Annotated in this window: 19 protein-coding genes; 9 read left to right on the top strand and 10 right to left on the bottom strand. The window is 63.2% G+C overall.

Annotation, left to right across the window (positions count from 1 at the left end; translation table 11 throughout):
- Positions 1-266: 266 nt before the first annotated feature.
- Complete coding sequence (locus BUS42_RS37510; protein ID WP_074316332.1) at positions 267-3,467, top strand: amidohydrolase family protein; 3,201 nt, start codon at positions 267-269, stop codon at positions 3,465-3,467.
- A 158-nt stretch (positions 3,468-3,625) separates the two neighbouring features.
- Here BUS42_RS37510 and BUS42_RS37505 read toward each other — a convergent pair whose 3' ends face one another.
- Complete coding sequence (locus BUS42_RS37505; protein ID WP_074316331.1) at positions 3,626-4,519, bottom strand: ThuA domain-containing protein; 894 nt, start codon at positions 4,517-4,519, stop codon at positions 3,626-3,628.
- Between the two features lie 405 nt (positions 4,520-4,924).
- On the opposite strand from BUS42_RS37505, the gene BUS42_RS37500 reads away from it, so the two are divergent.
- The gene (locus BUS42_RS37500; RefSeq protein ID WP_074316328.1) at positions 4,925-5,293 is read left to right on the top strand and encodes a hypothetical protein; all 369 of its coding nucleotides are present in this window, start codon (positions 4,925-4,927) and stop codon (positions 5,291-5,293) included.
- Positions 5,290-5,646 (top strand): hypothetical protein, encoded by a 357-nt coding sequence (locus BUS42_RS37495; RefSeq protein WP_074316319.1) that lies wholly within the window; start codon positions 5,290-5,292, stop codon positions 5,644-5,646. The genes BUS42_RS37500 and BUS42_RS37495 overlap by 4 nt, the downstream gene beginning before the upstream one ends.
- 413 nt (positions 5,647-6,059) lie before the next feature.
- Here the strand turns inward: BUS42_RS37495 and BUS42_RS37490 are convergent, their stop codons facing one another.
- The 3 genes from BUS42_RS37490 to BUS42_RS37480 all read right to left on the bottom strand — a co-directional run bounded on the left by BUS42_RS37490 (position 6,060) and on the right by BUS42_RS37480 (position 8,828).
- Positions 6,060-6,842 (bottom strand): polyprenol monophosphomannose synthase, encoded by a 783-nt coding sequence (locus tag BUS42_RS37490; RefSeq protein ID WP_074316316.1) that lies wholly within the window; start codon positions 6,840-6,842, stop codon positions 6,060-6,062.
- A 622-nt stretch (positions 6,843-7,464) separates the two neighbouring features.
- On the bottom strand, positions 7,465-7,731 hold the full coding sequence (locus BUS42_RS45790) for a hypothetical protein (protein WP_254054070.1): 267 nt from the start codon (positions 7,729-7,731) through the stop codon (positions 7,465-7,467).
- 101 nt (positions 7,732-7,832) lie between these two features.
- Positions 7,833-8,828 (bottom strand): ExeA family protein, encoded by a 996-nt coding sequence (locus BUS42_RS37480; RefSeq protein WP_254054120.1) that lies wholly within the window; start codon positions 8,826-8,828, stop codon positions 7,833-7,835.
- Positions 8,829-9,019: 191 nt separating this feature from the next.
- On the opposite strand from BUS42_RS37480, the gene BUS42_RS37475 reads away from it, so the two are divergent.
- The 3 genes from BUS42_RS37475 (at position 9,020) to BUS42_RS37465 (ending at position 11,546) form a co-directional block, all read left to right on the top strand.
- Positions 9,020-10,024, top strand: a complete 1,005-nt coding sequence (locus BUS42_RS37475) for an ABC transporter ATP-binding protein (RefSeq protein ID WP_074316312.1) — start codon at positions 9,020-9,022, stop codon at positions 10,022-10,024.
- A 70-nt stretch (positions 10,025-10,094) separates the two neighbouring features.
- On the top strand, positions 10,095-11,156 hold the full coding sequence (locus BUS42_RS37470; protein WP_074316310.1) for an ABC transporter permease: 1,062 nt from the start codon (positions 10,095-10,097) through the stop codon (positions 11,154-11,156).
- A 42-nt stretch (positions 11,157-11,198) separates the two neighbouring features.
- Positions 11,199-11,546 carry a hypothetical protein gene (locus BUS42_RS37465; RefSeq protein ID WP_074316308.1) on the top strand — a complete coding sequence of 116 codons (348 nt, stop codon included), beginning with the start codon at positions 11,199-11,201 and terminating at the stop codon, positions 11,544-11,546.
- Between the two features lie 330 nt (positions 11,547-11,876).
- Here the strand turns inward: BUS42_RS37465 and BUS42_RS37460 are convergent, their stop codons facing one another.
- The 3 genes from BUS42_RS37460 to BUS42_RS37445 all read right to left on the bottom strand — a co-directional run bounded on the left by BUS42_RS37460 (position 11,877) and on the right by BUS42_RS37445 (position 15,848).
- Positions 11,877-12,746 carry an aminotransferase class IV gene (locus BUS42_RS37460; RefSeq protein ID WP_074316306.1) on the bottom strand — a complete coding sequence of 290 codons (870 nt, stop codon included), beginning with the start codon at positions 12,744-12,746 and terminating at the stop codon, positions 11,877-11,879.
- A 213-nt stretch (positions 12,747-12,959) separates the two neighbouring features.
- On the bottom strand, positions 12,960-14,927 hold the full coding sequence (locus tag BUS42_RS37455) for a redoxin domain-containing protein (RefSeq protein WP_074316302.1): 1,968 nt from the start codon (positions 14,925-14,927) through the stop codon (positions 12,960-12,962).
- Positions 14,928-15,581: 654 nt separating this feature from the next.
- Entirely contained in the window at positions 15,582-15,848 is a 267-nt protein-coding gene (locus BUS42_RS37445) for a hypothetical protein (protein ID WP_074316298.1), read from the bottom strand.
- Positions 15,849-15,916: 68 nt separating this feature from the next.
- Here BUS42_RS37445 and BUS42_RS37440 point away from each other — a divergent pair, with 68 nt between their 5' ends.
- Both BUS42_RS37440 and BUS42_RS37435 read left to right on the top strand, forming a co-directional pair.
- On the top strand, positions 15,917-16,594 hold the full coding sequence (locus tag BUS42_RS37440) for a dihydrofolate reductase family protein (protein ID WP_074316297.1): 678 nt from the start codon (positions 15,917-15,919) through the stop codon (positions 16,592-16,594).
- A 112-nt stretch (positions 16,595-16,706) separates the two neighbouring features.
- Positions 16,707-17,156 (top strand): SRPBCC domain-containing protein, encoded by a 450-nt coding sequence (locus BUS42_RS37435; RefSeq protein ID WP_074316296.1) that lies wholly within the window; start codon positions 16,707-16,709, stop codon positions 17,154-17,156.
- 429 nt (positions 17,157-17,585) lie between these two features.
- Here BUS42_RS37435 and cysN read toward each other — a convergent pair whose 3' ends face one another.
- The 3 genes from cysN to BUS42_RS43995 all read right to left on the bottom strand — a co-directional run bounded on the left by cysN (position 17,586) and on the right by BUS42_RS43995 (position 20,874).
- The gene (gene cysN, locus BUS42_RS37430) at positions 17,586-19,520 is read right to left on the bottom strand and encodes a sulfate adenylyltransferase subunit CysN (protein ID WP_074316294.1); all 1,935 of its coding nucleotides are present in this window, start codon (positions 19,518-19,520) and stop codon (positions 17,586-17,588) included.
- Between the two features lies 1 nt (position 19,521).
- Entirely contained in the window at positions 19,522-20,469 is a 948-nt protein-coding gene (gene cysD, locus BUS42_RS37425; protein WP_256386240.1) for a sulfate adenylyltransferase subunit CysD, read from the bottom strand.
- Positions 20,470-20,637: 168 nt separating this feature from the next.
- Complete coding sequence (locus tag BUS42_RS43995) at positions 20,638-20,874, bottom strand: hypothetical protein (protein ID WP_074316291.1); 237 nt, start codon at positions 20,872-20,874, stop codon at positions 20,638-20,640.
- A gap of 440 nt (positions 20,875-21,314) precedes the next feature.
- On the opposite strand from BUS42_RS43995, the gene BUS42_RS37415 reads away from it, so the two are divergent.
- On the top strand, positions 21,315-22,028 hold the full coding sequence (locus tag BUS42_RS37415) for an SDR family NAD(P)-dependent oxidoreductase (RefSeq protein WP_074316289.1): 714 nt from the start codon (positions 21,315-21,317) through the stop codon (positions 22,026-22,028).
- Positions 22,029-22,045: the final 17 nt, after the last annotated feature.

Raw genomic sequence — 22,045 nt, 5'->3', positions numbered from 1 at the left:
CCGACCGCCCTCGAGAGGTCGAGCGTGATCGGGTGCGAGCGATTTTCGAACGGGTGGACCCCAGCCACCCGGACGTGGACCACCCGAGGGTGAACCGCTCTCGCCCCAGGGCACAAGCCCTTGGGTTGAGACATGCTCAGAGGACGAGCCGTCGGTTCGGACCCTGGTTTTTTCGATCACTCCTGGTCATCATGACCATTCAGAGGGGAGCGACGAATCCAGGGGATCGTGTCGCGATCGCTATGCGACGAGGAAGGAATAACGACGTGCTCAGGCGACTCGTTCTGTCGACTATGATCGGGCTTGCGTCGTTGCAAGCAAAGGGTGCGGAGGAGCCGGGGAAGCACGGGGACGCCATCGTCGCCGATCTGCTCCTCAAGGGGGGGACGCTGATCGATGGCACGGGGTCGCCGGGACGAAGGGCCGACGTCGCGGTTCGTGGGGACCGGATCGTGGCGGTCGGCGTGTTTTCGGTGGCTCCCGGCGTGAAGACGCTCGACGTCTCGGGAAAGGTGGTTGCGCCGGGGTTTATCGACCTTCATTCTCACTCCGACGGCGCGATTCTCGAGGCCCGCAAGCGCGGCAACGTGAACTATCAGACCCAAGGGGTGACGACGGTCGTGACCGGCAACTGCGGCGGCGGATCGCTCGACGTAGCCAAGTATCTCGATGCGGTGGACGATCGCGGCGCGGGGACGAATGTGATCCACCTGATCCCGCACGGGGCGGTCCGGTCCTCGGTCATGGGAAAGGTTGACCGCGCGCCGAACGATCGCGAGCTCGATCGCATGAAGCGGATCGTCGAGCAAGGGATGAAGGACGGGGCGTGGGGGATGTCCACCGGCCTGATTTACCTGCCCGGCCGCTATGCAGAGATCCCCGAGTTGGTCGAGCTCTCCAAGGTCGTGGCTCAGCACGGTGGCTTCTATGCCAGCCATATCCGGGACGAAGGGGACGGACTGCTCGAGTCGATCGACGAGACGCTCACGATCGGTCGCCAGGCCAAGATTCCGGTCCACGTCTCCCACCTGAAAGCGTCGGGCAAGTCGAGCTGGGGATTGACGGCCGAGGCCTGCAAGCGGATCGCCGAGGCCAGGAAAGCGGGGCAGGCGGTTTCGGCCGACCAGTATCCCTATGTGGCGTCGAGCACCTCGCTCGCGGCCATGGTCGTCCCGCACTGGGCCCTGCAAGGGACTACGGACGACTTTATTCGGATCGCGGCCGATCCGGTCCGCGGCAAAAAACTCCGCGACGGAATCGAGGAGGCGCTCGACAAGCGCAACGGAGGGGCCTCGGTCCGGATCGCGCGATATGGGCCCAAGCCGACGCGAGTGGGCCGTGACCTCGTGGCCATTGCCCAGCAGGAAGGAACGACCGTGTTGGAGGTCGTGCTCGATGTCCAACGTCACGGCGGGGCCCAGGCAATCAGCTTCGGGATGAGCGAAGAGGATGTCCGCCAGGTGATGAAAGAGGACTTCGTGGCGACCGCCTCCGACGGCTCGACCCACGTCCCGAGCGGCACGGACAGCCCTCACCCCCGCGCCTACGGCACCTTCCCGCGCAAGATTCGCTATGCCCTCGACGACCAGGTGATGACTCTCGAAAAGGCCGTCCGATCGTGCTCGGGGCTGCCCGCTGAGATCCTCCACCTGGCCGACCGAGGCGTGATTCGCACTGGCGCCTATGCCGACGTGGTCGTTTTCGATCCCAAGACGTTTCGCGATGCGGCCACGTTCGACCACCCGACCCGGTACGCGCCCGGCGTGGATCACCTGTTCGTGAACGGGGTGGCCGTGATCGCGCATGGAAAGCCGAACAAGAAACTTCCTGGTCGGGCGCTCCGCTTGACCAAGGACGGTCCCGCCGACCTCATCCTCACACTCGGCCGAATCTGGACCGGCGATCGGGAACGACCGTGGGCCCAGGCCCTGGCCGCTCGCGACGGCGCGATTGTTGCGGTGGGGACCACTGAGGAAGTGCTCGCCTTCCGCGGCCCGAATACCCAGGTCATCGATCGTCCCAACGCGTTTGCTACCCCAGGGCTGGTCGACTCGCATGCTCATCTCTGCGACCTTGGCGCGAGCCGAGAGGAGCTCGACCTCCGCGGTGTCGACTCTCTCGAAGAAGTGGTTCGACGCGTCAAAGCATGGATGGAAGCTCATCCCGGCGACTCCTGGGTGGTCGGGCAGAACTGGGACCAGAGCCTCTGGCCGGGGGGGAACTTTCCGACCGCCAAGGCGCTCGATACCATCGCGCCCGATCGCCCCGTCTGGTTGGTTAGGGTCGACGGCCACGCGGGTTGGGCGAACTCTGAAGCGCTCCGGCGGGGCAAGGTGAATCGCGCGACGGAGGCCCCCTCCGACGGCCAGATCATTCGCGACGCGAACGGAGACCCCACCGGCGTCTTCATCGACGGGGCGATGGGCCTGGTCTCGCGACACCGACCCGGTGACTCGAAAGCGGACCTCACTCGGCGGATCTTGGGGGGGCAGGCGCTCGTTTTTCAGGCGGGCCTGACGGGCGTGCATGACGCGGGCGTCTCGTTGCCGATGGCCGAGGCCTATCGCGAGCTCGACCGGGCGGGCAAGCTCAAGCTTCGTGTTTATGGCATGGCCTCGGTTCCCGACAGGCAGCTTGTTGAGTTCGCCAGTCACCCGCCGATCGCCGCCGGTCCCAAGGCCCGGTTCGTATTCCGCGCCATCAAGCTTTTTATTGATGGGGCATTGGGGTCGCGGGGAGCGCTTCTCGACGCGGACTACAGTGATGATCCCGGCAACAAGGGGCTGCTCCTGATCGATCCCAAGCTGCATGAAGCGGCGACCGAGCAGGCGCTTCACCACGGCTGGCAGATCGCCACGCATGCGATCGGAGACCGCGGAATCGGGCTGGTGCTGGACAGCTACAAGCAAGCGCGCGACGCGGTGCCTACCGCCAAGGATCCGCGACTCCGGATCGAGCATGCCCAGGTGGTTCGGAAAGCGGACGTCTCCCGGTTCGCTGCGCTCGGGGTCATCGCTTCGATGCAGCCGTCGCACGCGATTGACGACATGCGTTGGGCCGATGCGCGTCTCGGTCCGGACCGAGCTCCGGGAGCCTATGCCTGGCGCTGGTTTCTCGACGGCGGCGTGCCCGTTGCCTTCGGGAGCGATTTTCCGGTCGAGGTGGTCAACCCGTTCTACGGAATCTACGCGGCGCTGACACGTCAGGACGAGAAGGGTCAGCCCGCGTCGGGCTGGCATCCCGACCAGAAGATGAGCCTCGAGGAAACCCTTCGCGCGTTCACCGCGGGGTCAGCCCACGCCGCTTTCGAGGAGGATCGGCTGGGGCTCTTGAAGGTTGGGATGCAGGCGGACCTGACGGTCGTCGACCGCGACCTGTTCCAGGTCAAGCCGCTCGAGTTGCTCGGGGCCAAGGTGGTCATGACCGTCGTCGATGGCGAAGTGGTCTATGAGGCGAAGGCCCCTTGATCCGTGCTCATCTTGCAAATCGAGAATTGCAGATTTGAATGCTTTTTTAGGATGAGCTCGCAAGTCGTGTCGGCCGATCGCGGATATGATTGGTGCGTTGTCTCAGCCCGAGAGATGCCGGGTGGTCATTGACCACCCGGCATCTCTCGCGGTTGCATTTAGCTCGGATACTTGAGGTAGCCGGGCGTCACCTTGGTGACGTTGGGCTCGACGCTGGCCTCGACTTTGCCAGTGGTCCAGTTCAAGGCGCCAATCAAGAGGCCCTGGTAGAGCGGGTTTTCCCAGACGTCTTCGCGGTGGCCCATTGAGGTGTAGAAGACTCGCCCCTTGCCATGCATCCGGGCCCAGGTCTCGGGGAAATTCGGTCGGTCGTACGCCTTGTTCCCTCCTTTGGTTTTCTCCATCGTCTCGGTGTCCTGGACCAAGATCACGTGGAGGTCGTCCGGGAAATTCTTGAGCGCGTACCACTCGTCTTTGATCATGAACGATGACCCGAACGCACCGGCGCCGGGAAAGGCAGGGTCGGTCACGAGGATCCGGGTATGCTGCTGGTCGCCATGGACGATGAACTCGCCACCGATCATCTCGATATAAGGATCGAGGGGGCCGTCCTTGGGGCTATGGAAGGTGTCGGTGGCGCAGTGCATGCCGACGAATCCCTTGCCCTGGCGGATCGCATCCAGGAAGGCCGCCTTCCCGTCTTTCGACATGGGCGGGGTCTTGTCCGTGCCGGGAACGGTCAGGTCGCCCGTCGTCTCGAACACGAACGCGTCCCACTGACCGATCTTGTCCGGGTCGAACATCCGTCCGTCCTTGGTGGCGACGACCTCGAAGCCGTGTTCCTTGCCAATCTCGGTGAGGATTCGTTCGGCCAGGGAAAGCTTGTCGCCAACGCGGTCGATGACCGGGTGGATGAAACCCGCGCTCTTCGTGAAGAAGAGCACTTTTTTCGGACTTCCCTTGTCCCCCGCGGCGAGGACGCGGGACATGGATCCCGCGCCGATCATGGCGGCGCCCGTGGCGAGGAGCATCTGGCGACGGTTCAAGTCCATATTCAAACTCTCCGGAATGTGGGTGAGAGCGAATCGACCCTTTGGTTTCCTGGATCGATCGAGGTCCGTCTCGCATCCTAACTCGCGGGCGGCGCCGGTTCGCTGAGAAAATTCTCGAGACCGAAACGATTCCCTGCTTCGAAGGCAGACGGGCGAGCGCGGGTGGGCTGTCGATCGGGGGCTCATCAAGAGGGATCGATCGCTTGCTCGGTCGTCGTCTCCTCGCGGAGTCGAGTTTTTGCTTGCGGACTGGAGAGTAACGGGGTAACCTGTCCGCTGTCTTTTAGAGACCACAAGGAAGTGTCGACTCTCTTGGGAGTTCGACGCGGACGATGCCGGCCGAAGACTTGAAGGGCACGGTTCCATCGAGCATCCGGCCGCACAGGTCGGGGAGAGATGATAAGGATGTCACAACTGACGGAAACGCAAGACACCTCGGAACACGCTCAACTCGCCAAGCTCTGCTCCACGATTCGGGGCAAACTCCAGTTCATGGACTACCTCGTTCGCGCGGCCGTTGCCGACGTCGAGCGTTTCCAGGAGGAGCCCGAGGCGGGGACGCGGATCTTCATCCGGCAGTTGATCGAGATGCACGCTTCCAGCCTGTCCGTCGAATGTGAAAACATGCGAATGGTCGGCGAGTTGTGCGGTCAACTCGAGACCATCATCCACAACACCGTGAACTCCTTCGACCATCCTACGGCCGATTCTTTCGACGACCACCAAGCGAGCTCGTTGGGCGCGTTCGAGGGTCAGAACGGAGACGGCGTATGAACGAGGTTGTCAACCGGGCCGAAGAAAGCACCTACATGCGAGGTCGTGAGTCGATGTCATCGGTCGATCCCTCCTCGAAGACGACTGCCACGGGGGCCATTTCTCCCGACCTGTTCCGTTCCCTGGCCGACGTCAAGGGACAGGCCCAGTTCTTGCTCTACCTGGCTGACCAGATCGAAGAGTCGTTGGAGCAGCTCGGTAGCGAGACCGACTCGTGCCACGGCGCGTTCCTCTGCAAAGTCCTCGGCATGTACTCCAGCCAGCTTGAAACCAAGCACCAAGGGCTGGGAGACAAAATCGCCGAAACTTGCCAAGAGGTTTATGTGACCGTCCGTGAGTATGACGCCGTCTAATCAGGTGTCCCCTGTCTTCCTTGAGATTGAATGATGTGCAAGCCCTGGGTGCCACGGGTTGGACACAACCCGTGAGCCAAAATCCAGGCGATCGCTCACGGGTTGAGTCCAACCCGTGGCACCCAGCGGTTTTTGGATCGCTGCGGTCACCCATCAGAGCAACCGATCCTCTTGATCGAGTCCCCAGGGTGTTGCCCTGGACTTGCTCTGACCGCCCTTCGGGGCTGAAATCATGAGGCCAGGTGCGGTGCGATCACCCGGGCTGATTGGGAATGTCGTTTCGGGATGGAACCCTTGGGTGGTCTTCGAGCCCGCCCCAGCCCCCGCACCCCTGCCTGGCTCTTCAGTCACTCGGGGCCGTATCAGCCATTGATACGGCCCGGGCGGCTCTGACGCGACTTCCTAAGACGGACTCAATCCGATCTTGGTGCCGCTGGTTCGATCCGGGTCTTTCCCAGAGCCCGGTCGATTCCGAGTTGGAGAATGATCCTGAGCGCTTGGATCACCTCGCCTCGATTGATCTTCGAGATCCCCGAGCGGCGGTTCTTGAACAGGATCGGCGTCTCTCCCATCCGGCAACCGACGATCCGGCACCAGAAGAGGATCTCCTCCTGGAACGAGTATCCCCGCGACCGGATTCGGTTCAGGTCGATCTGCTTCAGCTTCGCGACCCGGTAGCACCGGTAGGCGCCGCTGTTGTCCTTCGTTTTGAGGCCGAGTAAGAGCCGGGCGTACCAATTGATGCCCGTGCTCATGAATTTCCGCTTCAGGTTGAACTCCCCTTCCACCCCTCCCCCTTCGACGTAGCGCGACCCGATCATCACGTCGTGCTCACGCATGCCGGCAAGGATCGCCGGGATACACTCGGGAGGGTGGCTGCCGTCGGCGTCGAGGGTCAGCAAGGCGTCGTAGCCGTGCTCGATGGCGAACCTCATTGCGTCGAGCATCGCCGAGCCTAATCCGAGCTTGGTCGGCCGGTGAATGATCTGGACCTCGGCCAGGGCGGCCTTGAGTTCCTCGGCAATCGTCCCGGTCCCGTCGGGGGAGTTGTCGTCGATGATCAGAATCGCCGCGTGGGGGGCGAACTGACGGATCTCCTCGACCAGCGGGCGGAGATTCCCCGCCTCGTTGAAGGTGGCCAGAGAGACGAGTAACCGTTGTGGGCCGTCGGCCGGAGAAATGAGAGAGGTGGACACGGACGGCAGATCCCGGAGGATTCGATCGAATGGGGCGGTACACTCGAAATGAAAGCGGCTTGGCTTAGCCTACCGAGTCGAGATGCGCCTCGCCAGGCAGAGCGGGCCGTTGTGGCCTGGAATGAGGCGAGGAAGCCTCGTCAGAGAAAAAAAAGCAGGTGCCGCCTTTCGGAGGCCCGGCCCTGGCGACCCGAAGGGCACAAGGGACAGAATCGACCGCCGTCGTTACCCTTCTCGGGAAAGAAGAGCTACTGGGAGCACCAGATCGACTTTCGGCGGCACCTGCTTTTCAGAACGGCGGCGACCCTCGTCATGGTTTAGGTGACGATCGCGGGTCACTATCAACCTTTCGGTCGGATCTGAGTCGTTTCATCACTCGATCCCTCAGCGATGTGGAAAATTTCGCTGAGGGGATTTAGGGGGTTAAGGCTGTTTGTTGCGACGAAGCAACGGTGGTTCATCGCGCTCGATCGAGGCCCAGGGGGGCATTGGGCTCATAGAACGCCCTCGGCCGCCCGCCGGTGCCACTCCGCTGGCCGAGTCGCACGGCGGGCGGACCGTGGGGTCGATCCCGACAGTCACCAGGCCATCCGCCCAATCGTGAGTGGTTTGCGGTCCGGTTCTAATGGGAATCTCGGCGCTGTTTCAGGCGGGTAAAGAGCTGGCTGTACGGGGCGAAGTTCTGCTGGCCGTCCGCCCAGACACTCGGGGCCGCGGCCGCGAGCTCTGAGGGAGCCTCGGCCAGTTCCTCGTCGAGTCCCTCGGTGGGAACGGCCGGTCCATCGGCCAAGGGGGCGGGCTCAACCGTGGTGGCACGTCCCTGGTTCCGTGCCCATTCATTCCAGGCCTGGAGCGCGGTGTAGCGATCGTTGATCGCCTCCTCGCCCATCGGCGAGCCATTTCGATTCGGTTCCGACAGACTCTCGCGGTCGTCCCCTTCTTCATCGGTGAGGTCTTCCGATTCGGACTCAGGCTCCCAACCGACCTCGATCAGGCCGTCCTCGACCCGGAGCGGAGGCTTGTCATGGCCGAGTACAGGACCGTCCCACGATTCAGGCTCGTTGGTTTCGACAAGGGCGACGGGGGCTTCTTCTTGGGGGACGGGCTGTGGGAGCTCGCTCGCAGCCTTCGGCGACGACTCGATCGGTGTGACGCTCGCTCGGGGGGGGAGGCGATCGAGCGTTGGAACCGCGCCGCATCGAGAATCCGCTTCGGATTGCCCCGGGTCTCTCGATGAAGGTACTCGAGCGCCTCGGACTGGCGCCCAAGGCTCGGAGCGATTCGCTCGACGAGCGCCTGGGTTTCCTCGATATCAAGGGAGCGGAGGTGGGTCCGGGCGGCAATCCTTCCCGCGAGTCCGGAGAGTGTCCGGGACGAAAGGCGACGAGCGAGCGCGGTTTGTCCGACCAGGATCAGTCCCGCGAATCCGTCGGAGCTTCCGAGCCGGTTCGAGAGAACGCGGATCTCCTCGAGGACTTCGGTGGACAGGCCATGGGCTTCCTCAACGGTGAGGACCCAGGAGACTCCGTCCGCCGCATTTTCTTTGAGGAAGTCGGTGAGCTCGAGCCGCGCCGCGGCAAGTCCCCTGGCCTCCTGGAGACCCAGGGCATAGCCGATCAGGCGATAGAACTCGGCGGGGTCGTTGGCCGGCGACGGGTCGATGCTGATCTCTCGCCAATGGGTCGGAAGCTCGGCCTGGATCCGGCCACGGAGCCAGGTCTTTCCCACCCCGGCATCACCCGAGACGAGGACCAGCCCCGATTGCGACCGCAAGGCGGGCACGAGGGCGTTGAGGGCGGCGACTCGGCTCGGCAGGGTGAACCCGGCAGGCAAGTCACCGACCCGGCCACTCTGTTCCCACGGCTTCGCCCGATCTTGATCCATCGTGATCCCCTTCCCGATCGTGGTAGACGGCTCGGACCGACTCGCCACAACCTCGTCCTCGAGGGCCGTCCTGCCTCCCGCGATCGGCACGTACAAACGCACCCTTCGCAAGGTCGCTCCCTCTCCATCGAGTATCGGTGATGCTCTCCCCTCGGCTTGAACCAGGCTCGACGTGATGGCGAGAGCGGGCTGCTCGGGGGTGTGCGGGGGACGGTTCGCCGAGTACAATAATCGCGTCCCTTGAGGCCTTTCCTGGGGACTCGTTGGTTCATCCGTCGGAGTGCGGCGCGTTCATGAGCGACTGGGCAATCCGGGTCAAAGACCTCAGAAAACAGTACCCCGGCCGCGACGGACCCGTCGATGCGGTCAACGGAATCGACCTCGAGGTTCCCGTCGGGGAGTGCTTCGGCTTGCTCGGCCCGAACGGTGCGGGCAAGACGACGACCGTCGAGATTCTCGAAGGCTTGAACCAACCGACCTCGGGAGAGGTGGAGGTTCTCGGCCTTCGCTGGGAGGAAAACGAGACGCAGATCCGTGAGCGGATCGGCGTCACCTTGCAGGAAACGCGATTCCCGGACAAGCAAACGGTCCGGGAGATGACCCGCCTGTTCCGCAGCTTCTACCATGACGGCCTGGAGCCGGACGACGTGCTCGCTCAGGTCTCGTTGGAAGGAAAGGCGAACACGTTCGTCGAGCAACTTTCGGGGGGACAGCAGCAACGGCTGGCCGTCGCGATCGCATTGGTGGGTGACCCTGAGCTACTCTTCCTCGACGAGCCGACGACGGGCCTCGATCCACAGTCGAGGCGGCAGCTCTGGGAGGTCATCCGCGGTCTGCACGATCGAGGGCGGACCACCGTTTTGACCACCCACTACATGGATGAGGCCGAGCGGCTCTGCGATCGCGTGGCGATTATCGACCACGGGAAAGTGATCGCCCTCGGCTCCCCGGCTGACCTGATCTCGCGGCTGGGCGGCGAGCATGTGGTCGAGTTCGCCCTCGGCGGCGACGCCCCGATGCTCGACATCTCCAGTTTCAGCGCCCTGCCGACCGTGCTCTCGACGCGCCTCGATGGAGACGGCTACGCACTGACCGTTGGCGAACCGCATCGAGCGATTCCCGCGCTCCTCGACCAACTCGAGGAGGCCGGGCGTCCCCTGGCCCGGCTCACGACTCGCCAGGTGAGCCTCGAAGATGTCTTCGTGGCGCTCACCGGCCGCCACCTTCGCGACAACGACGCCGAAGACGCCCCCAAGAACGGCTCGACCAAAAAGAAGAAGCGACGGGGCCGGTCTTGACGCTCTGGACGACCTGGCTGTTGGACCTGACGCGACGCCCTTTTTTCCTCAAGAACGGCTAGATTCGAATATGTCTCGCTCTCACTCGTTGCGTGAACTGTATCTGAGCCGGATCCGCGAGTTCTATCGCCAGCCCGCGCGGATCTTCTGGGTCTACGGGTTCCCCACGGTCCTCGCGATCGGCCTGGGCCTGGCCTTCCGGAGTCGCCCGCCGGAGAGCATCCAGCTCGACCTGGTGGCGAGCGGATCGTCGGCGGTCGAGAAGACGCTCCGAGATTATGACGTCAAGGCGCGTCGCGAGAGTCGTCCGGGCCTCCAGCTCAAAGTCGGCTCGGCCGACGCCGCGAACCGCAGGCTGTTGACCGGCAAGACGCCCCTCGTGATCGAGCCCAAGGGGTCGCAGGTCATCTATCGCTATGATCCCACGCGGCCCGAAGGGGTCGCGGCCCGCGGAGCGGTCGACGACATTCTTCAGTCGGCCCACGGTCGTGTCGATCCGCTCGCGACCGAGGACATCAAGGTCACCGAACCCGGCTCGCGGTATATCGACTTCCTGATCCCCGGCTTAATCGGCCTGAACACGATGGGAGGGGGGCTCTGGGGCATCGGCTTCCTGCTGGTCAACTTTCGGGTGGCCAAGCTCTTGAAGTGTTTCGTCGCGACTCCCATGCCCAGGCGCAACTTTTTGCTCGCCTTGATCGGTGCGCGATTGACCTTCCTCCTGCCCGACCTGGGCGTGCTCCTCCTCCTGGGGACGCTCGCCTTTCAGATGCCGATCCACGGGAGTCTCTTGCTCGTCATTGTTGTCGATGTGATGGGCGCCTTGGCGTTCGCGGGCATCGGCCTCCTGATCGGTAGCCGGGCGCAGAGCACCGAGACCGTCAGTGGCCTGATGAACCTCGTCATGCTGCCGATGTGGCTCTTCTCGGGGGTCTTCTTCTCCTCGGAGCGGTTCCCCGACGTGGCTCAGCCGTTCATCAAGGTGCTCCCCCTGACCCAGCTCATCAGCGCCCTCCGGTTGGTGATCCTCGAAGGGGCGGGCTGGCTCGACGTGGCCCCTGCCCTGGCGATCCTCGCTGTCTGGGCCGTCGGCTCGTTCTACCTGGCGTTGCGAATCTTCCGCTGGACCTGAGTCGCGTTTGAAGACGGGTCGGCGGAAGAGCGCGCTCCGGTCGTGTCCGAAGCTCGAAAGGGGCGGCCGGTCGAGCGCAGGGACGTCGACCTCATCGATCAAGTGGCCGAAGAAGGTCGCTTTGGCCAGGATTTCGATATCAAGGAACTCCGATGCCGACTGGAGCGGGATCGCGTCGAGCTTCTCGAAGCGATGCAGTCGGCAAGGCGAGTGGACGTCGAGGACCGGCACACCGAACACGGGCTTCCACGGGAACTGGCGAATCCAACGGGTCAGACGGTTCAGCGCGGAGGTCTGACGCCGGCCGACCACGTGGTCGCAGGCCTCGATCGACTTGAGCAAAGGGTCGAGATGGGCGGCCGTCCAACGCTCGCGCGCCGTGGTCACTAGGACGAGCGGCGTGCTCGTCCCGCGCAGGCCTTCTTCCAAGGCTCGGTTCCAGCCTCGTCCCGCGACCGGAACGATCACGCTCTCGACGGCTCGACCCCGTTCCACGATGAGCGTTTCCAGGGAAGCGGCCACCTCATCGGAGCGGGCCGCGTTCCCCTGGCAGAGAACGATGACCCGGATCCCCGCGTTCGGGATCGGGTCGCGATGAAAATGGGCTTCGAATGGGTCGAGCGGCTCGTCGGACGTGGACATTCGGGCTCCCGCGGGCACTGGCTAGGCGCTCGGTCAGAATCGGTTAGAGGGGACGGGCCGCCGCCGACACCGACCCGATCAAACGGGTTGAGGGGCAAGCCAGCGCTCGACGGCTTCGCGGAAGATGGTCTGGAGCCGCCGGGTCACGGAACCGGGTTGGCCCCCCCCAATCGGCGCGTCGTCGATCCGGATGACCGGAAACACTTCGATGGTCGTGCCGACGAGCAGCACTTCATCGGCCTGCTTGAGGTCGTCGAGGCTCAGTTGGGCGTCGGCGAACGGCAACCCGGCGGCACCGGCCGCCTTGATCAGGAACTGTCGGGTCGTCCCCGGCAGGATTCCGTTGCCTTCGGGAGTTCCTTCCAACCGGCCGTCCCGGACCCAGAGCACCGAGCTGTGAGTGGCTTCGGTCACGAGCCCGTCTTGGCCGACCAGGATCGCCTCGAAACAACCGGCTCGGTGCGCGACTTCGTGCGCCATGACGTTCGCGAGCAGGTTGGTCGACTTGACGTCACAGCGCTTCCATCGCAGGTCGGGGTGGCTCAGCGTGGCGACTCCACTCTCCCGGTTGCGAGCGGGTTGTGCGTCATCATAATTGCGAATGACGATCAGCTCGGTCGGCGGCACGGAAGAATCGGGGAAGGCGTGTGCGCGGGGGGCCACGCCTCGGGTGATGTGCAGGTAAGCCGTTCCTTCGAGAACGCCGCTGGCATCGATCGTGCGATTCGTCCGGTCCACCAGCTCGGTGAGGTCGACCGCGGGGAACTCCATGGAGGCCAGGCTGCGCTGGAGTCGGCCGAGGTGTGCTTCCTCGAGCCAGCAGCGCCCCTGGTAAATTCGCATCACCTCGTAGACGGCGTCGCCGAACAGAAATCCTCGGTCCCAGATCGGGATCCGCGCCTCGTCCACCGGCATCAGTTCGCCATTGAGGCAGGCCAGACTCTCCATCGGTCGTACGTCTCCACAATGTAGGGCAAAGGGGACCCGCATCTTTTTTTTGAACGACGTCAGCGCGGATCGACTCTTCATGCGGCTTCGAATGAACTCAAAGATAATCCGGCGGACCCTCGCGCGGCAATGGAGAGAGGCCGAGCGCTCGCCTGAACGCGAGAGCTCGGCCTCAACTCAGATCAGGGAACGACCAAGGTGGTCGCGATCGAGTCACTTCGCTCCGAGAGCGACGCCGTCCTTGGAGGCAAGGACTTTCTCGAGTTGCTTCTCAAGCTCGGCGGCCGAGCGGAGGCTCCGGTTGACGACCTTGCCCGAACTGTCGACGAGGATCATCGTCGGCAAGGCGATGATGCCGTAGCTGCTGGCGAGCGGGTTCTTCTCGAGTCCACCCGGCTCGTAAATCTGCGGCCAAGGCAGCGGATTCGCCTTGAGGAACTCTTCGAGGTCTTCGCTCTTCTCGTCGAGGCAGACGCCGACGATGTCGAGGCCCTGGTCGTGGTACTTCTGGTAGAGCTTCACGAGCTCGGGCAGGTCCTTCTTGACCGGATCGGCCCAGGTGGCCCAGAAGGTGACGAGCAGCGCCTTCCCGCGAGACTTCGAAGTATCGATTGTCTCTTTGTTCAAGCTCTGGCCCTTGATGTCGAGCGGCTTGCCCACGAGGTCGAGCCGCTTCAAGGCACCGGCCGCTTTCCGGCCCTGGTCGGTGTCGGCAAAACCGCGAGTCAGGGCGGTGTAGAAGGTCTTCGCCTCGTCCTCCTCGGCGTTGTATTCGTGGGCGCTGGCGAGTTGCAGGAGGGCGTCGGGTGCCTCTTCGGCCTTGGGGTTCTTGTCCACGAAGTTCTTGAGCTCGGCCATCCACTTCTTCTGGTTGGCCATCACGTTGCCGCCCTCATCGTTCTTGGCGGCGAACTCGGCGAAGATCTTGCGGAACGACGCGTAGTTGCTGAGCTTGCTCCCCTTCTCGCTCTCGATCAGTTTGTCGAGGGAGCTCAGGCCGGGGGCGAACAGACCGGTCTGATAGGCTGCGGCGAGGCTATCGACGATCTGTTTGTTGTAGATCAGTTGGTCGTCCGGCGACTTCGCGACCTTCACGACCGCCTGAAGCAAGGGGATGCGGCCACGGTGGAACTGGGCCAAGGCAGTCTTCGACTCGGCGCTGGCGTTGGCCTCGTCATAGGTGGCGAGGGCCTTCATCGCGGCTTCCACTTCGGGGTCCTGGACCCCCGGGGTGTTCCCCTGCTCTTGGAAGAGCGACGAACGAATCCCCCCTTCGCTCGCGACCAGCGGCTTGGTCGGATCGACGGCCCGAGGCAGCTCGACGAACTTCCAGACGTCGCCGAGCTTGATCATTTCGGGGACCTGGAGGAACGCCATGTTCGCGGCGTTGGCCGCTCCGCCCGTCGACGCGGGGAAGATGACCGCGTTCTCATACAGGATCAGGTCCTGCTTGAGCGACGTGGAAGGGTCGGCCGGGATCAGGTGGGGCATCATCCCGTCCAGCCGGCTCCAGGTGGTCTGGCTGTTCCATCCCTTGAGGTTCTGGAGGATCGTCTTGACCTCGGCCACGCGGTTGGCGGCGCTTTCCTTGACCTGCTTGATCGTCCCGGTGGGGATGCCCAGTGCCGCCAGCTCCTCGGGGGTCGCCAGCACGGTCTCCATCAGGTTCAGGTCCGAGGAGACCAGCGCCTGGACGAAGACCTTGGAGGCTTCCTCCGCGGAAAGGCGCTTCCAGCCGTTAATCTGGATTTTCCACTCTTTGACATCGCCCGGAATACTTTTCACCGTCGCGATTCGGGTGCCCGCCGAATTTAACCAGCGGCACTCATCGAGGCTCCGATCGTTGTTCAGGTCGGTCTCGCGGTAGACCTCGAAGCCGTCCTGATAGTAGCTCCACTGGTCGAGGGCGCGGTTGCCGTCAGAGTCGAGGAATCTGCGAAGCAACTTCCCTTGGCCGTCGCGAAGGGCCCAGCCGATTTGCTTCTTGTTTGCGTCGGTGACTGTCTCGACCTTACAGGCTTTGATCGCCGCCGGGTCAGTCACGGCTTCATATTCCACGCCCTTGAGGCTGGGCTTGAAATTGAGCAACTGTTCCGGCGTCGTCTTCGTTTGGCCCAGAGCCACGAATGGGGTCATTCCCAGCAGGCCGGCCGCGACCGTCAATGTCCGTAGAGACCGCACGGCTGTCTCCTTTTTGGCAGGGGTCGAAGCCCCGAAATCGAACCCCCAACCGTTCCACGATCGGGGGATTCCGCCCTTGTCCGCGCCTCGTACCGTCGGATCGACGGGGACAAAAGGAGGGAATCTTGTAAGCTTTACCAGGGCAACTGCCCCTGCATGTCATTCCGCCAATTCGGTGGATCCGTCACCGTAGGCACGACCGTTCTCTCCGTTTTCATCGGCGTTTCCGGCCCTGGGGCTCAAGCCGAGAATCAAAAAGGATGATTCTCTCGCTCTGGCCACGGTTGGGTTCCGGGTGTTCCCCAATCGAGTGAGGCAAAGCGCGTGCCTTGAGTCGCGCGTTCTTGGCCCTCATCGCCTCGGATGCGGTGCCTTCGTAGTCGTTGAACTCGCCCGTGACGATCCACAATCTCGGGTCACACGGCTGCCCCCCGAATCGTACGCGTTCCCGGGCCGAAGGTGACGGCCGTTCAGATACGAACCTGGCTTGGAGCATGAAGGTCGACCTCGTCCTGACAACTCGCCCCGCTGGTGCGTTCGCGTCCACGAACTTATTGAAAAAAATCGGCCCGTGGTGTCGATTACGACTTGGCCCATTCGACTCATGGACGAGCGCTTGGTAACAGGGAGGGACGAGCAAGTCCGGAAAGGCAGTCACAGAGGCGGAAGGATCGCGAGAGCGAAGCCACCGTTGGTCCGTGTGGGGAGACCAACGATACGCTCGGCGGCGTTCTGCTGCTGGAAGCCCGCGACCGGAATCACGCGATCACGTTGATCTCGATACACCCGGGAGTGGGGATGGAGCCATTCGAGATCCGGCCTGCGAATGAAGCGGTCAACCGCCTGATTGCCGAGCGGAGGTCGCTGAAGCAGCATGAACGAACGGAGCATCCCCCACGCCTTGCATGAGGGGTATTGCATCACTGCTGATCCGATCAACGAAATCTAATTAAAATAAGTGTACGTGTCAATTTTTCAAGGAGCACGCTATGTCTCAACTGCGAGTCGAGAGCTTTACGATTTCGCTTGATGGCTTCGGAGCGGGGCTGAATCAGAGTCTCGACAACCCACTCGGAATCGGCGGGCGATCCCTGCATTGCTGGGTTTTCGGAACCCGAACGTTTCAGCAAAGGTTGTTCGGCAAAGACGAAGGATCAACGGGGGTTGACGACGACTTCGCAGCGCGGGGATTCCAAAATATCGGTGCGTGGATTATGGGCCGCAATATGTTCGGCCCCATTCGCGGCCCCTGGCCCGACGAGTCATGGAAGGGATGGTGGGGCGACAATCCGCCGTATCATTGCCCGGTCTTCGTCCTCACCCACCACCCGCGGGCATCCATCCAAATGCAAGGTGGTACCGTGTTTCATTTCGTCACCGGGGGCGTTCACGAAGCGCTGCGGCGCGCGCGGGAGGCGGCGGGCGAAAAGGATGTTCGGCTCGGCGGCGGCGTGGCTACGATTCAGCAGTTCCTCCGCGAGACGCTGATCGACGAATTGCACTTGGCCGTCTCGCCGGTCCTACTTGGTTCAGGGGAGCGGCTTTTCGATGGCCTGGACCTGATCAACCTCGGTTATGAATGTGTCGAGCATGTGGGAACGCCAAACGCCGCGCATGTTGTGATTCGGAAGAAATCGGCCGACACTGGGACGAGTCAAGTGCAGTGAGCTACAGATCTTGTTGCTTGTAAATTGTGAATCTAACATGATTTGGAATCTGCAAGGGGTTCGTGCAGGCGGCGAAGGCCCTTTGCGGAGAGACTCCTGGAGGAACTTGCCGATGTCTCAAGCGAATCACCCGAACTCTGTAATTAGCACCGAACGAGTGCTCTCCAGTCTGTCCCGAAACGTGTTCGCCGCGTTCGAGCAGCCGGACCGCCTCGCGCAGTGGTGGGGACCGAGCGGCTTCACGAATACGTTCGAGCAGTTCGAGTTCAAGCCCGGTGGACGGTGGGTCTTTGTGATGCACGGCCCGAACGGTGCCCACTACCCCAACGAGAGTGTCTTCCGGGAGATTCAGCCCGATACGAGGATCGTGATCGAGCACGTTGTCAAGCCGTGGTACAGGCTCACGGTGACACTGACCGCACGCGGTGACCAAACCCACTTGGCCTGGGATCAGGAGTTTGAGAGCCCCGAGGTCGCTGCGAAGTTCCGCCCACTGAGTGCAACCGCCAACGAGCAGAACCTCGACCGGCTTGAATCTCTGCTCGCGAGCGAAAAGGGTTGAAACCGCCGGTGGCCGATCAACGCTCGAAGGGCGACACCCTCAATTTCTGCACGGGAACGCAGAAACAGTCCGAACGGTGTCTTGTTGCCCCGAAAGGCCATCAGCCACTTCACCGGAATCACGGAATGCCCCCTCGCCGTGCTGTACGACGCCTCCAAGTGGCCCGTTGCTCGGAGCAGGTTTCTCGACCATCTTCGATCACCAAGCCGACATGTCAGGGCCTAATGGTCCCTAGTCTTGATCATGGGTGAGGAGGGCTCCCACGAGCCACTACGAAGGTTAATTCGTTGGTCTCGGTTTTTTTTTGATTTTCTGATCGGTGACCGCGGTGTTGCAATCGCCGGAGGGGGCCAGGGGTGTCGTTAACCCGTGGCCCCCTCCGGCAATTGCATATGATTCAACAGAGAGAGAAAGACCAGCTCCGTGTGCTTAGAGCATATAGCCTCTCGACTTCATCAACTCGACGATGAGGCTGACGCTCTCGTCGACGCTGATCTGGTCGGTCTGGAGCACGAGGTCGGGCGTTTTCGGCTCCTCGAACGCCGCGGTCACCCCCGGCATCTGGGTGATCTTGCCCGCGTCCGCCAACCGGTACGCGCCGCTCTGGTCGCGCGCCCGCAGCACCTCCATCGGCGCTGTGCAGTACACCTCCAGCACGCGGTCCCGGCCGATTAACTGCCTCACCTTCTCGCGCACCGCCTCGTGTGGTGCGACGAACGCCGCGATGGTGATCACCCCCGCGTCGTTCATCAATTTCGCCACCTCGGCCGATCGCCGTAGGTTCTCCGAGCGGTCGTCCGCGGTGAATCCCAAGTCGCGATTCAGACCCTGTCGCATACTCTGGCCGTACAACACCGTCACGGCCCGCCCCTCGTCCCACAAGCGGCGTTCCAGCCCGTAAGCGATCCGGCTCTTGCCGCTCCCCGTCAACCCCACCAGCAGCACGGTCACCGGCACTTGCCCGTAGCGCTGCTCGCGCTCGGCCGGCGCGATCAGGCTCTCGCGCTGCTTGAGACGCACCGCCGGCTCCGCCCCCCACGCGTCGCCCGGAATCCGGCCGCTGCCGGTCTCCAGGATCATTCCTGCTCCGACCGTGTTGTTCGTCAACCGGTCGATGAGAATGAACGCCCCGGTCGCGGCGTTGGTGCGGTACGGGTCGCAGGCCAACGGCTGCGTCAGGCTGAGTTGCACGTGCCCGACCTCGTTCAGCCCCAGCCGTGCGATGGCTCGGTGCTCCAGGGTGTTGACGTCGACGCCGTAACGGAAGGACGCGACCTCCGCCGTCACCTGTTGCGTGGTTTGCTTTAGCGTATACGGCCGGCCGGGCACGAACGGCTGATCGGCCATCCACACCACCATCGCCTCGATCTCGCTGGTGACGTGCGGCAGGTTGTCCGGCAGCACCAGCATGTCGCCGCGACTGACGTCCACCTCGTCGGTCAGCGTCACGGTCACCGCCTGGGGTGCGAACGCTTCTTCCAACTCGCCGTCGTACGTCACGATCGACTTCACTTTGCTGCGCTTGTGCGACGGCAGCACGATCACCTCGTCGCCCTTGCGCAGGACGCCGGACGCAATTGTGCCGGCGAAGCCGCGGAAGTCGAGATTGGGGCGGATGACGTACTGCACTGGGAAACGCAAGTCGGTCAGGTTGCGGTCGCTGGCGATGTGCACCGTCTCCAGGTGGTCCAGCAGCGGCGGGCCGGAATACCACGGCATCGCATCGCTCTTGGACACGACGTTGTCGCCCTTCAGCGCCGACATCGGGATGAAGGTGATGTCGCGCAGCTCGAGCTTGGCGACGAAGCCGGTGTAGTCGTTCTTGATCCGCTCGAAGACGTCGCGGGAGTAGTCGACGAGATCCATCTTGTTGATGGCCACGACCACGTGGCGGATGCCCAGGAGCGACACGATGAACGAGTGCCGGCGGGTCTGGGTCATGACGCCGTAGCGGGCGTCGATGAGGATGATCGCCAGTTGACACGTCGAGGCGCCGGTGGCCATGTTGCGCGTGTACTGCTCGTGGCCCGGCGTGTCGGCGATGATGAATTTGCGGCGGTCGGTCGAGAAGTAACGATACGCGACGTCGATGGTGATCCCCTGCTCGCGCTCGGCCTTCAGGCCGTCGGTCAGCAGGGCGAGGTCGATCTCGCCGGCGCCGGTGGTCCCGACCTTCTCGCTGTCGCGTTTCACGGCGGCGAGCTGGTCCTCGTAGATCATCTTGGTGTCGTGCAGCAGCCGGCCGATGAGCGTGCTCTTGCCGTCGTCGACGCTGCCGCAGGTGAGGAAGCGCAGGAGTTCCTTTTTCTGGTGGCGGGCAAGGTAGGTGTGGATGTCTTCCTGACTCAGGTCAACGGCTTGCATTTCAGAAGTACCCCTCGCGCTTCTTCTGCTCCATCGACCCCGTCTCATCGTGGTCGATCACCCGGCCCTGCCGCTCGGAGTTCGTCGCCAGCAGCATTTCCTCAATGATCTCCGGCAGCGTCGTCGCGTTGCTCTCGATCGCCCCTGTGAGCGGGTAGCAGCCCAGCGTGCGGAACCGCACCCGTTTCATCATCGGTTTCTCGCCGGGCTGCAACCGCATCCGCTCGTCGTCCACCATGATGAGCGTGCCGTCGCGCTCGACGACCGGGCGGATGTCAGCGAAGTAGAGTGGCACGATGGGGATGTTGTCCAGGTGGATGTATTGCCAGACGTCCAGCTCGGTCCAGTTGCTCAGCGGGAAGGCGCGGATGCTCTCGCCCTTGTTCACCTTGCAGTTGTACAGGTTCCAGAGTTCCGGCCGCTGGTCCTTCGGGTCCCACTGGTGCAGGCGGTCGCGGAAGCTGTAAACGCGCTCCTTGGCCCGGCTCTTCTCCTCGTCGCGACGGGCACCGCCGAACGCCGCGTCGAACTGGTAGTGGTTCAACGCTTGCTTCAGCGCCTCCGTCTTCATAATGTCGGTGTGCTTTTTCGAGCCGTGGTCGAACGGGTTCACGTTCTGGGCCAGCCCCTCCGGGTTGATCCAAACCTTCAGGTCGAGGCCCTGTTCGCGGCAGTGCCGATCGCGGAACTCGGTCATCGCCTGGAACTTCCAGGTCGTATCGACGTGCAGCAGCGGGAAGGGCAGCCGTCCGGGGTGGAACGCCTTCTGCGCCAGCCGCAGCATGACGGCGGAGTCCTTGCCGATTGAGTAGAGCATCACCGGCCGCTCGAACTCGGCGGCGACCTCGCGGATGATGTGGATGCTCTCAGCCTCGAGTGCTTTCAGATGGGTCAGGTTGTAACTGCTGCTGATCATCCGTCCTCCTGTCTTGGTCTCTCTCCGATTGATTCTATGATATCCGCTTCTCCGTCGGGTAGGGGGTACCTCACTGGCAAGCCCGTATGTGATCCTGCTCGCGCTGACGGTATTGGCGCGGCTCCGCCGAGGGCGGTTCGCTTCAACGAAGCCATCGGCACTCCCGTGTTCACCGCCCGGTTGTTGCGCACATCGGCCGCATCAGCCGGCGTCGGCGAACCGACTCCGGCAACAAAGACACTCGCTCTCCCTCCCGTTCAGCGGGGCCGAGAACGCGGTCGGTTGCGGGAGCGTCCTGATTGCCTTGGAGGCCAACGGGGCACGATGGGTGTAGCGACGATAGGTCATGCCACCTATCGAATCACCGAGGATTTCGATCGGCGACTCGGGAACGTGCTCGTCGTAGGAGGTCGCACAGGTCTTGCGCCGATCCGTCAACTCCCAGGATACCTCCTGACCTGTCTCGATGTCCAACCTCGGCGGTCTTCGGGGTGACGAAAAGCCCGTGGCCCATGGCCGGCTCCACGCCGCTCTCCTGGTATTTCTCGAGATGGAGGGCGACCAGTCCATCCACTCATCCTCCGCTTGCGGTCGCGGACTGCGGCCATGTCGACCTTCCAGTCACCGCTGGCGATCCCGAACTCGGCGCCTCGCCGGTAGAGGAAAAAGGGGTCGTGACGCCTGTCAGCAGTCGGTTGCATCGCACGCGACGGTCTGATCGACCGAGGTGTGTTGTACCGAAGCTTTCAAAGATGTTGTGGATCGGCGATCATATTGCGTCAGCAGTTTACGCCGTGTCTTACGAGAAACTGGCCTGGAATCGTGTGTGGGCTGCGACCGCACCACCGGGGCTCGTTCTCAGTGAAAGGAGGGTCGTCATGGGTTCCACACGTAAAGTCGCCGTCATCACCGGCGCGTCGCAGGGGATTGGGGCGAGACTCGTCCGCGGATTCCTCGATCGTGGCTTCCGTGTTGTGGCGAACTCGCGGTCTATCGAGGCCGTCGCCTCGGCGGACATGCTGACCATCGCCGGCGACATCGCCGATCCGGCGGTCGCGGACCGGGTGATCGGCGGTGCGGTCGAGACGTTCGGCCGGGTCGATACGCTGGTCAACAACGCCGGAATCTTCATCGCCAAGCCGTTCACCGATTACACCGAAGACGACTTCGCCGCCAAGATCTCGGTGAACCTGGCCGGGTTCTTCTACGTCTCGCAACGGGCCGTCCGGCAGATGCTCACGCAGGGCGGCGGACACATCGTGAACATCACGACGACGCTCGTGGGTCAGCCCGTGAAGGGGGTGCCGTCGGCGCTGGCGTCTCTCACCAAGGGGGGCCTGGATGCCGTGACGAGGTCGCTGGCGATCGAGTACGCCGACAAGGGCATCCGCGTCAACGCGGTGGCGCCGGGCGTCATCAGGACGCCGATGCACAAGCCCGAGACGCTGGCCTCTCTCGCCGCGATGCATCCGCTGGGGCGATTGGGCGAGATCCAGGAGATCGTCGATGCGGTGTTGTACCTGGAGTCGGCCACATTCGTAACCGGCGAGACCCTGCACGTCGATGGCGGCGCGCACGCCGGCCACTGGTGACGCCGAGGAGAGACGAC

The organism is Singulisphaera sp. GP187, assembly GCF_900129635.1.
Classification (GTDB): Bacteria; Planctomycetota; Planctomycetia; order Isosphaerales; family Isosphaeraceae; genus Singulisphaera.
This window is presented reverse-complemented; position numbering and strand designations above follow the sequence as displayed.

Excerpts from the sequence above, each read along its gene's own strand:
- BUS42_RS37505 (WP_074316331.1), bottom strand. The coding sequence starts at position 4,519 with ATGGACTTGAACCGTCGCCAGATGCTCCTCGCCACGGGCGCCGCCATG.
- BUS42_RS37500 (WP_074316328.1), top strand. The coding sequence starts at position 4,925 with ATGTCACAACTGACGGAAACGCAAGACACCTCGGAACACGCTCAACTC.
- BUS42_RS37495 (WP_074316319.1), top strand. The coding sequence starts at position 5,290 with ATGAACGAGGTTGTCAACCGGGCCGAAGAAAGCACCTACATGCGAGGT.
- BUS42_RS45790 (WP_254054070.1), bottom strand. The coding sequence starts at position 7,731 with ATGGGCGAGGAGGCGATCAACGATCGCTACACCGCGCTCCAGGCCTGG.
- BUS42_RS37475 (WP_074316312.1), top strand. The coding sequence starts at position 9,020 with ATGAGCGACTGGGCAATCCGGGTCAAAGACCTCAGAAAACAGTACCCC.
- BUS42_RS37470 (WP_074316310.1), top strand. The coding sequence starts at position 10,095 with ATGTCTCGCTCTCACTCGTTGCGTGAACTGTATCTGAGCCGGATCCGC.
- BUS42_RS37460 (WP_074316306.1), bottom strand. The coding sequence starts at position 12,746 with ATGGAGAGTCTGGCCTGCCTCAATGGCGAACTGATGCCGGTGGACGAG.
- BUS42_RS37445 (WP_074316298.1), bottom strand. The coding sequence starts at position 15,848 with ATGCAATACCCCTCATGCAAGGCGTGGGGGATGCTCCGTTCGTTCATG.
- BUS42_RS37440 (WP_074316297.1), top strand. The coding sequence starts at position 15,917 with ATGTCTCAACTGCGAGTCGAGAGCTTTACGATTTCGCTTGATGGCTTC.
- BUS42_RS37435 (WP_074316296.1), top strand. The coding sequence starts at position 16,707 with ATGTCTCAAGCGAATCACCCGAACTCTGTAATTAGCACCGAACGAGTG.
- cysN (WP_074316294.1), bottom strand. The coding sequence starts at position 19,520 with ATGCAAGCCGTTGACCTGAGTCAGGAAGACATCCACACCTACCTTGCC.
- BUS42_RS37415 (WP_074316289.1), top strand. The coding sequence starts at position 21,315 with ATGGGTTCCACACGTAAAGTCGCCGTCATCACCGGCGCGTCGCAGGGG.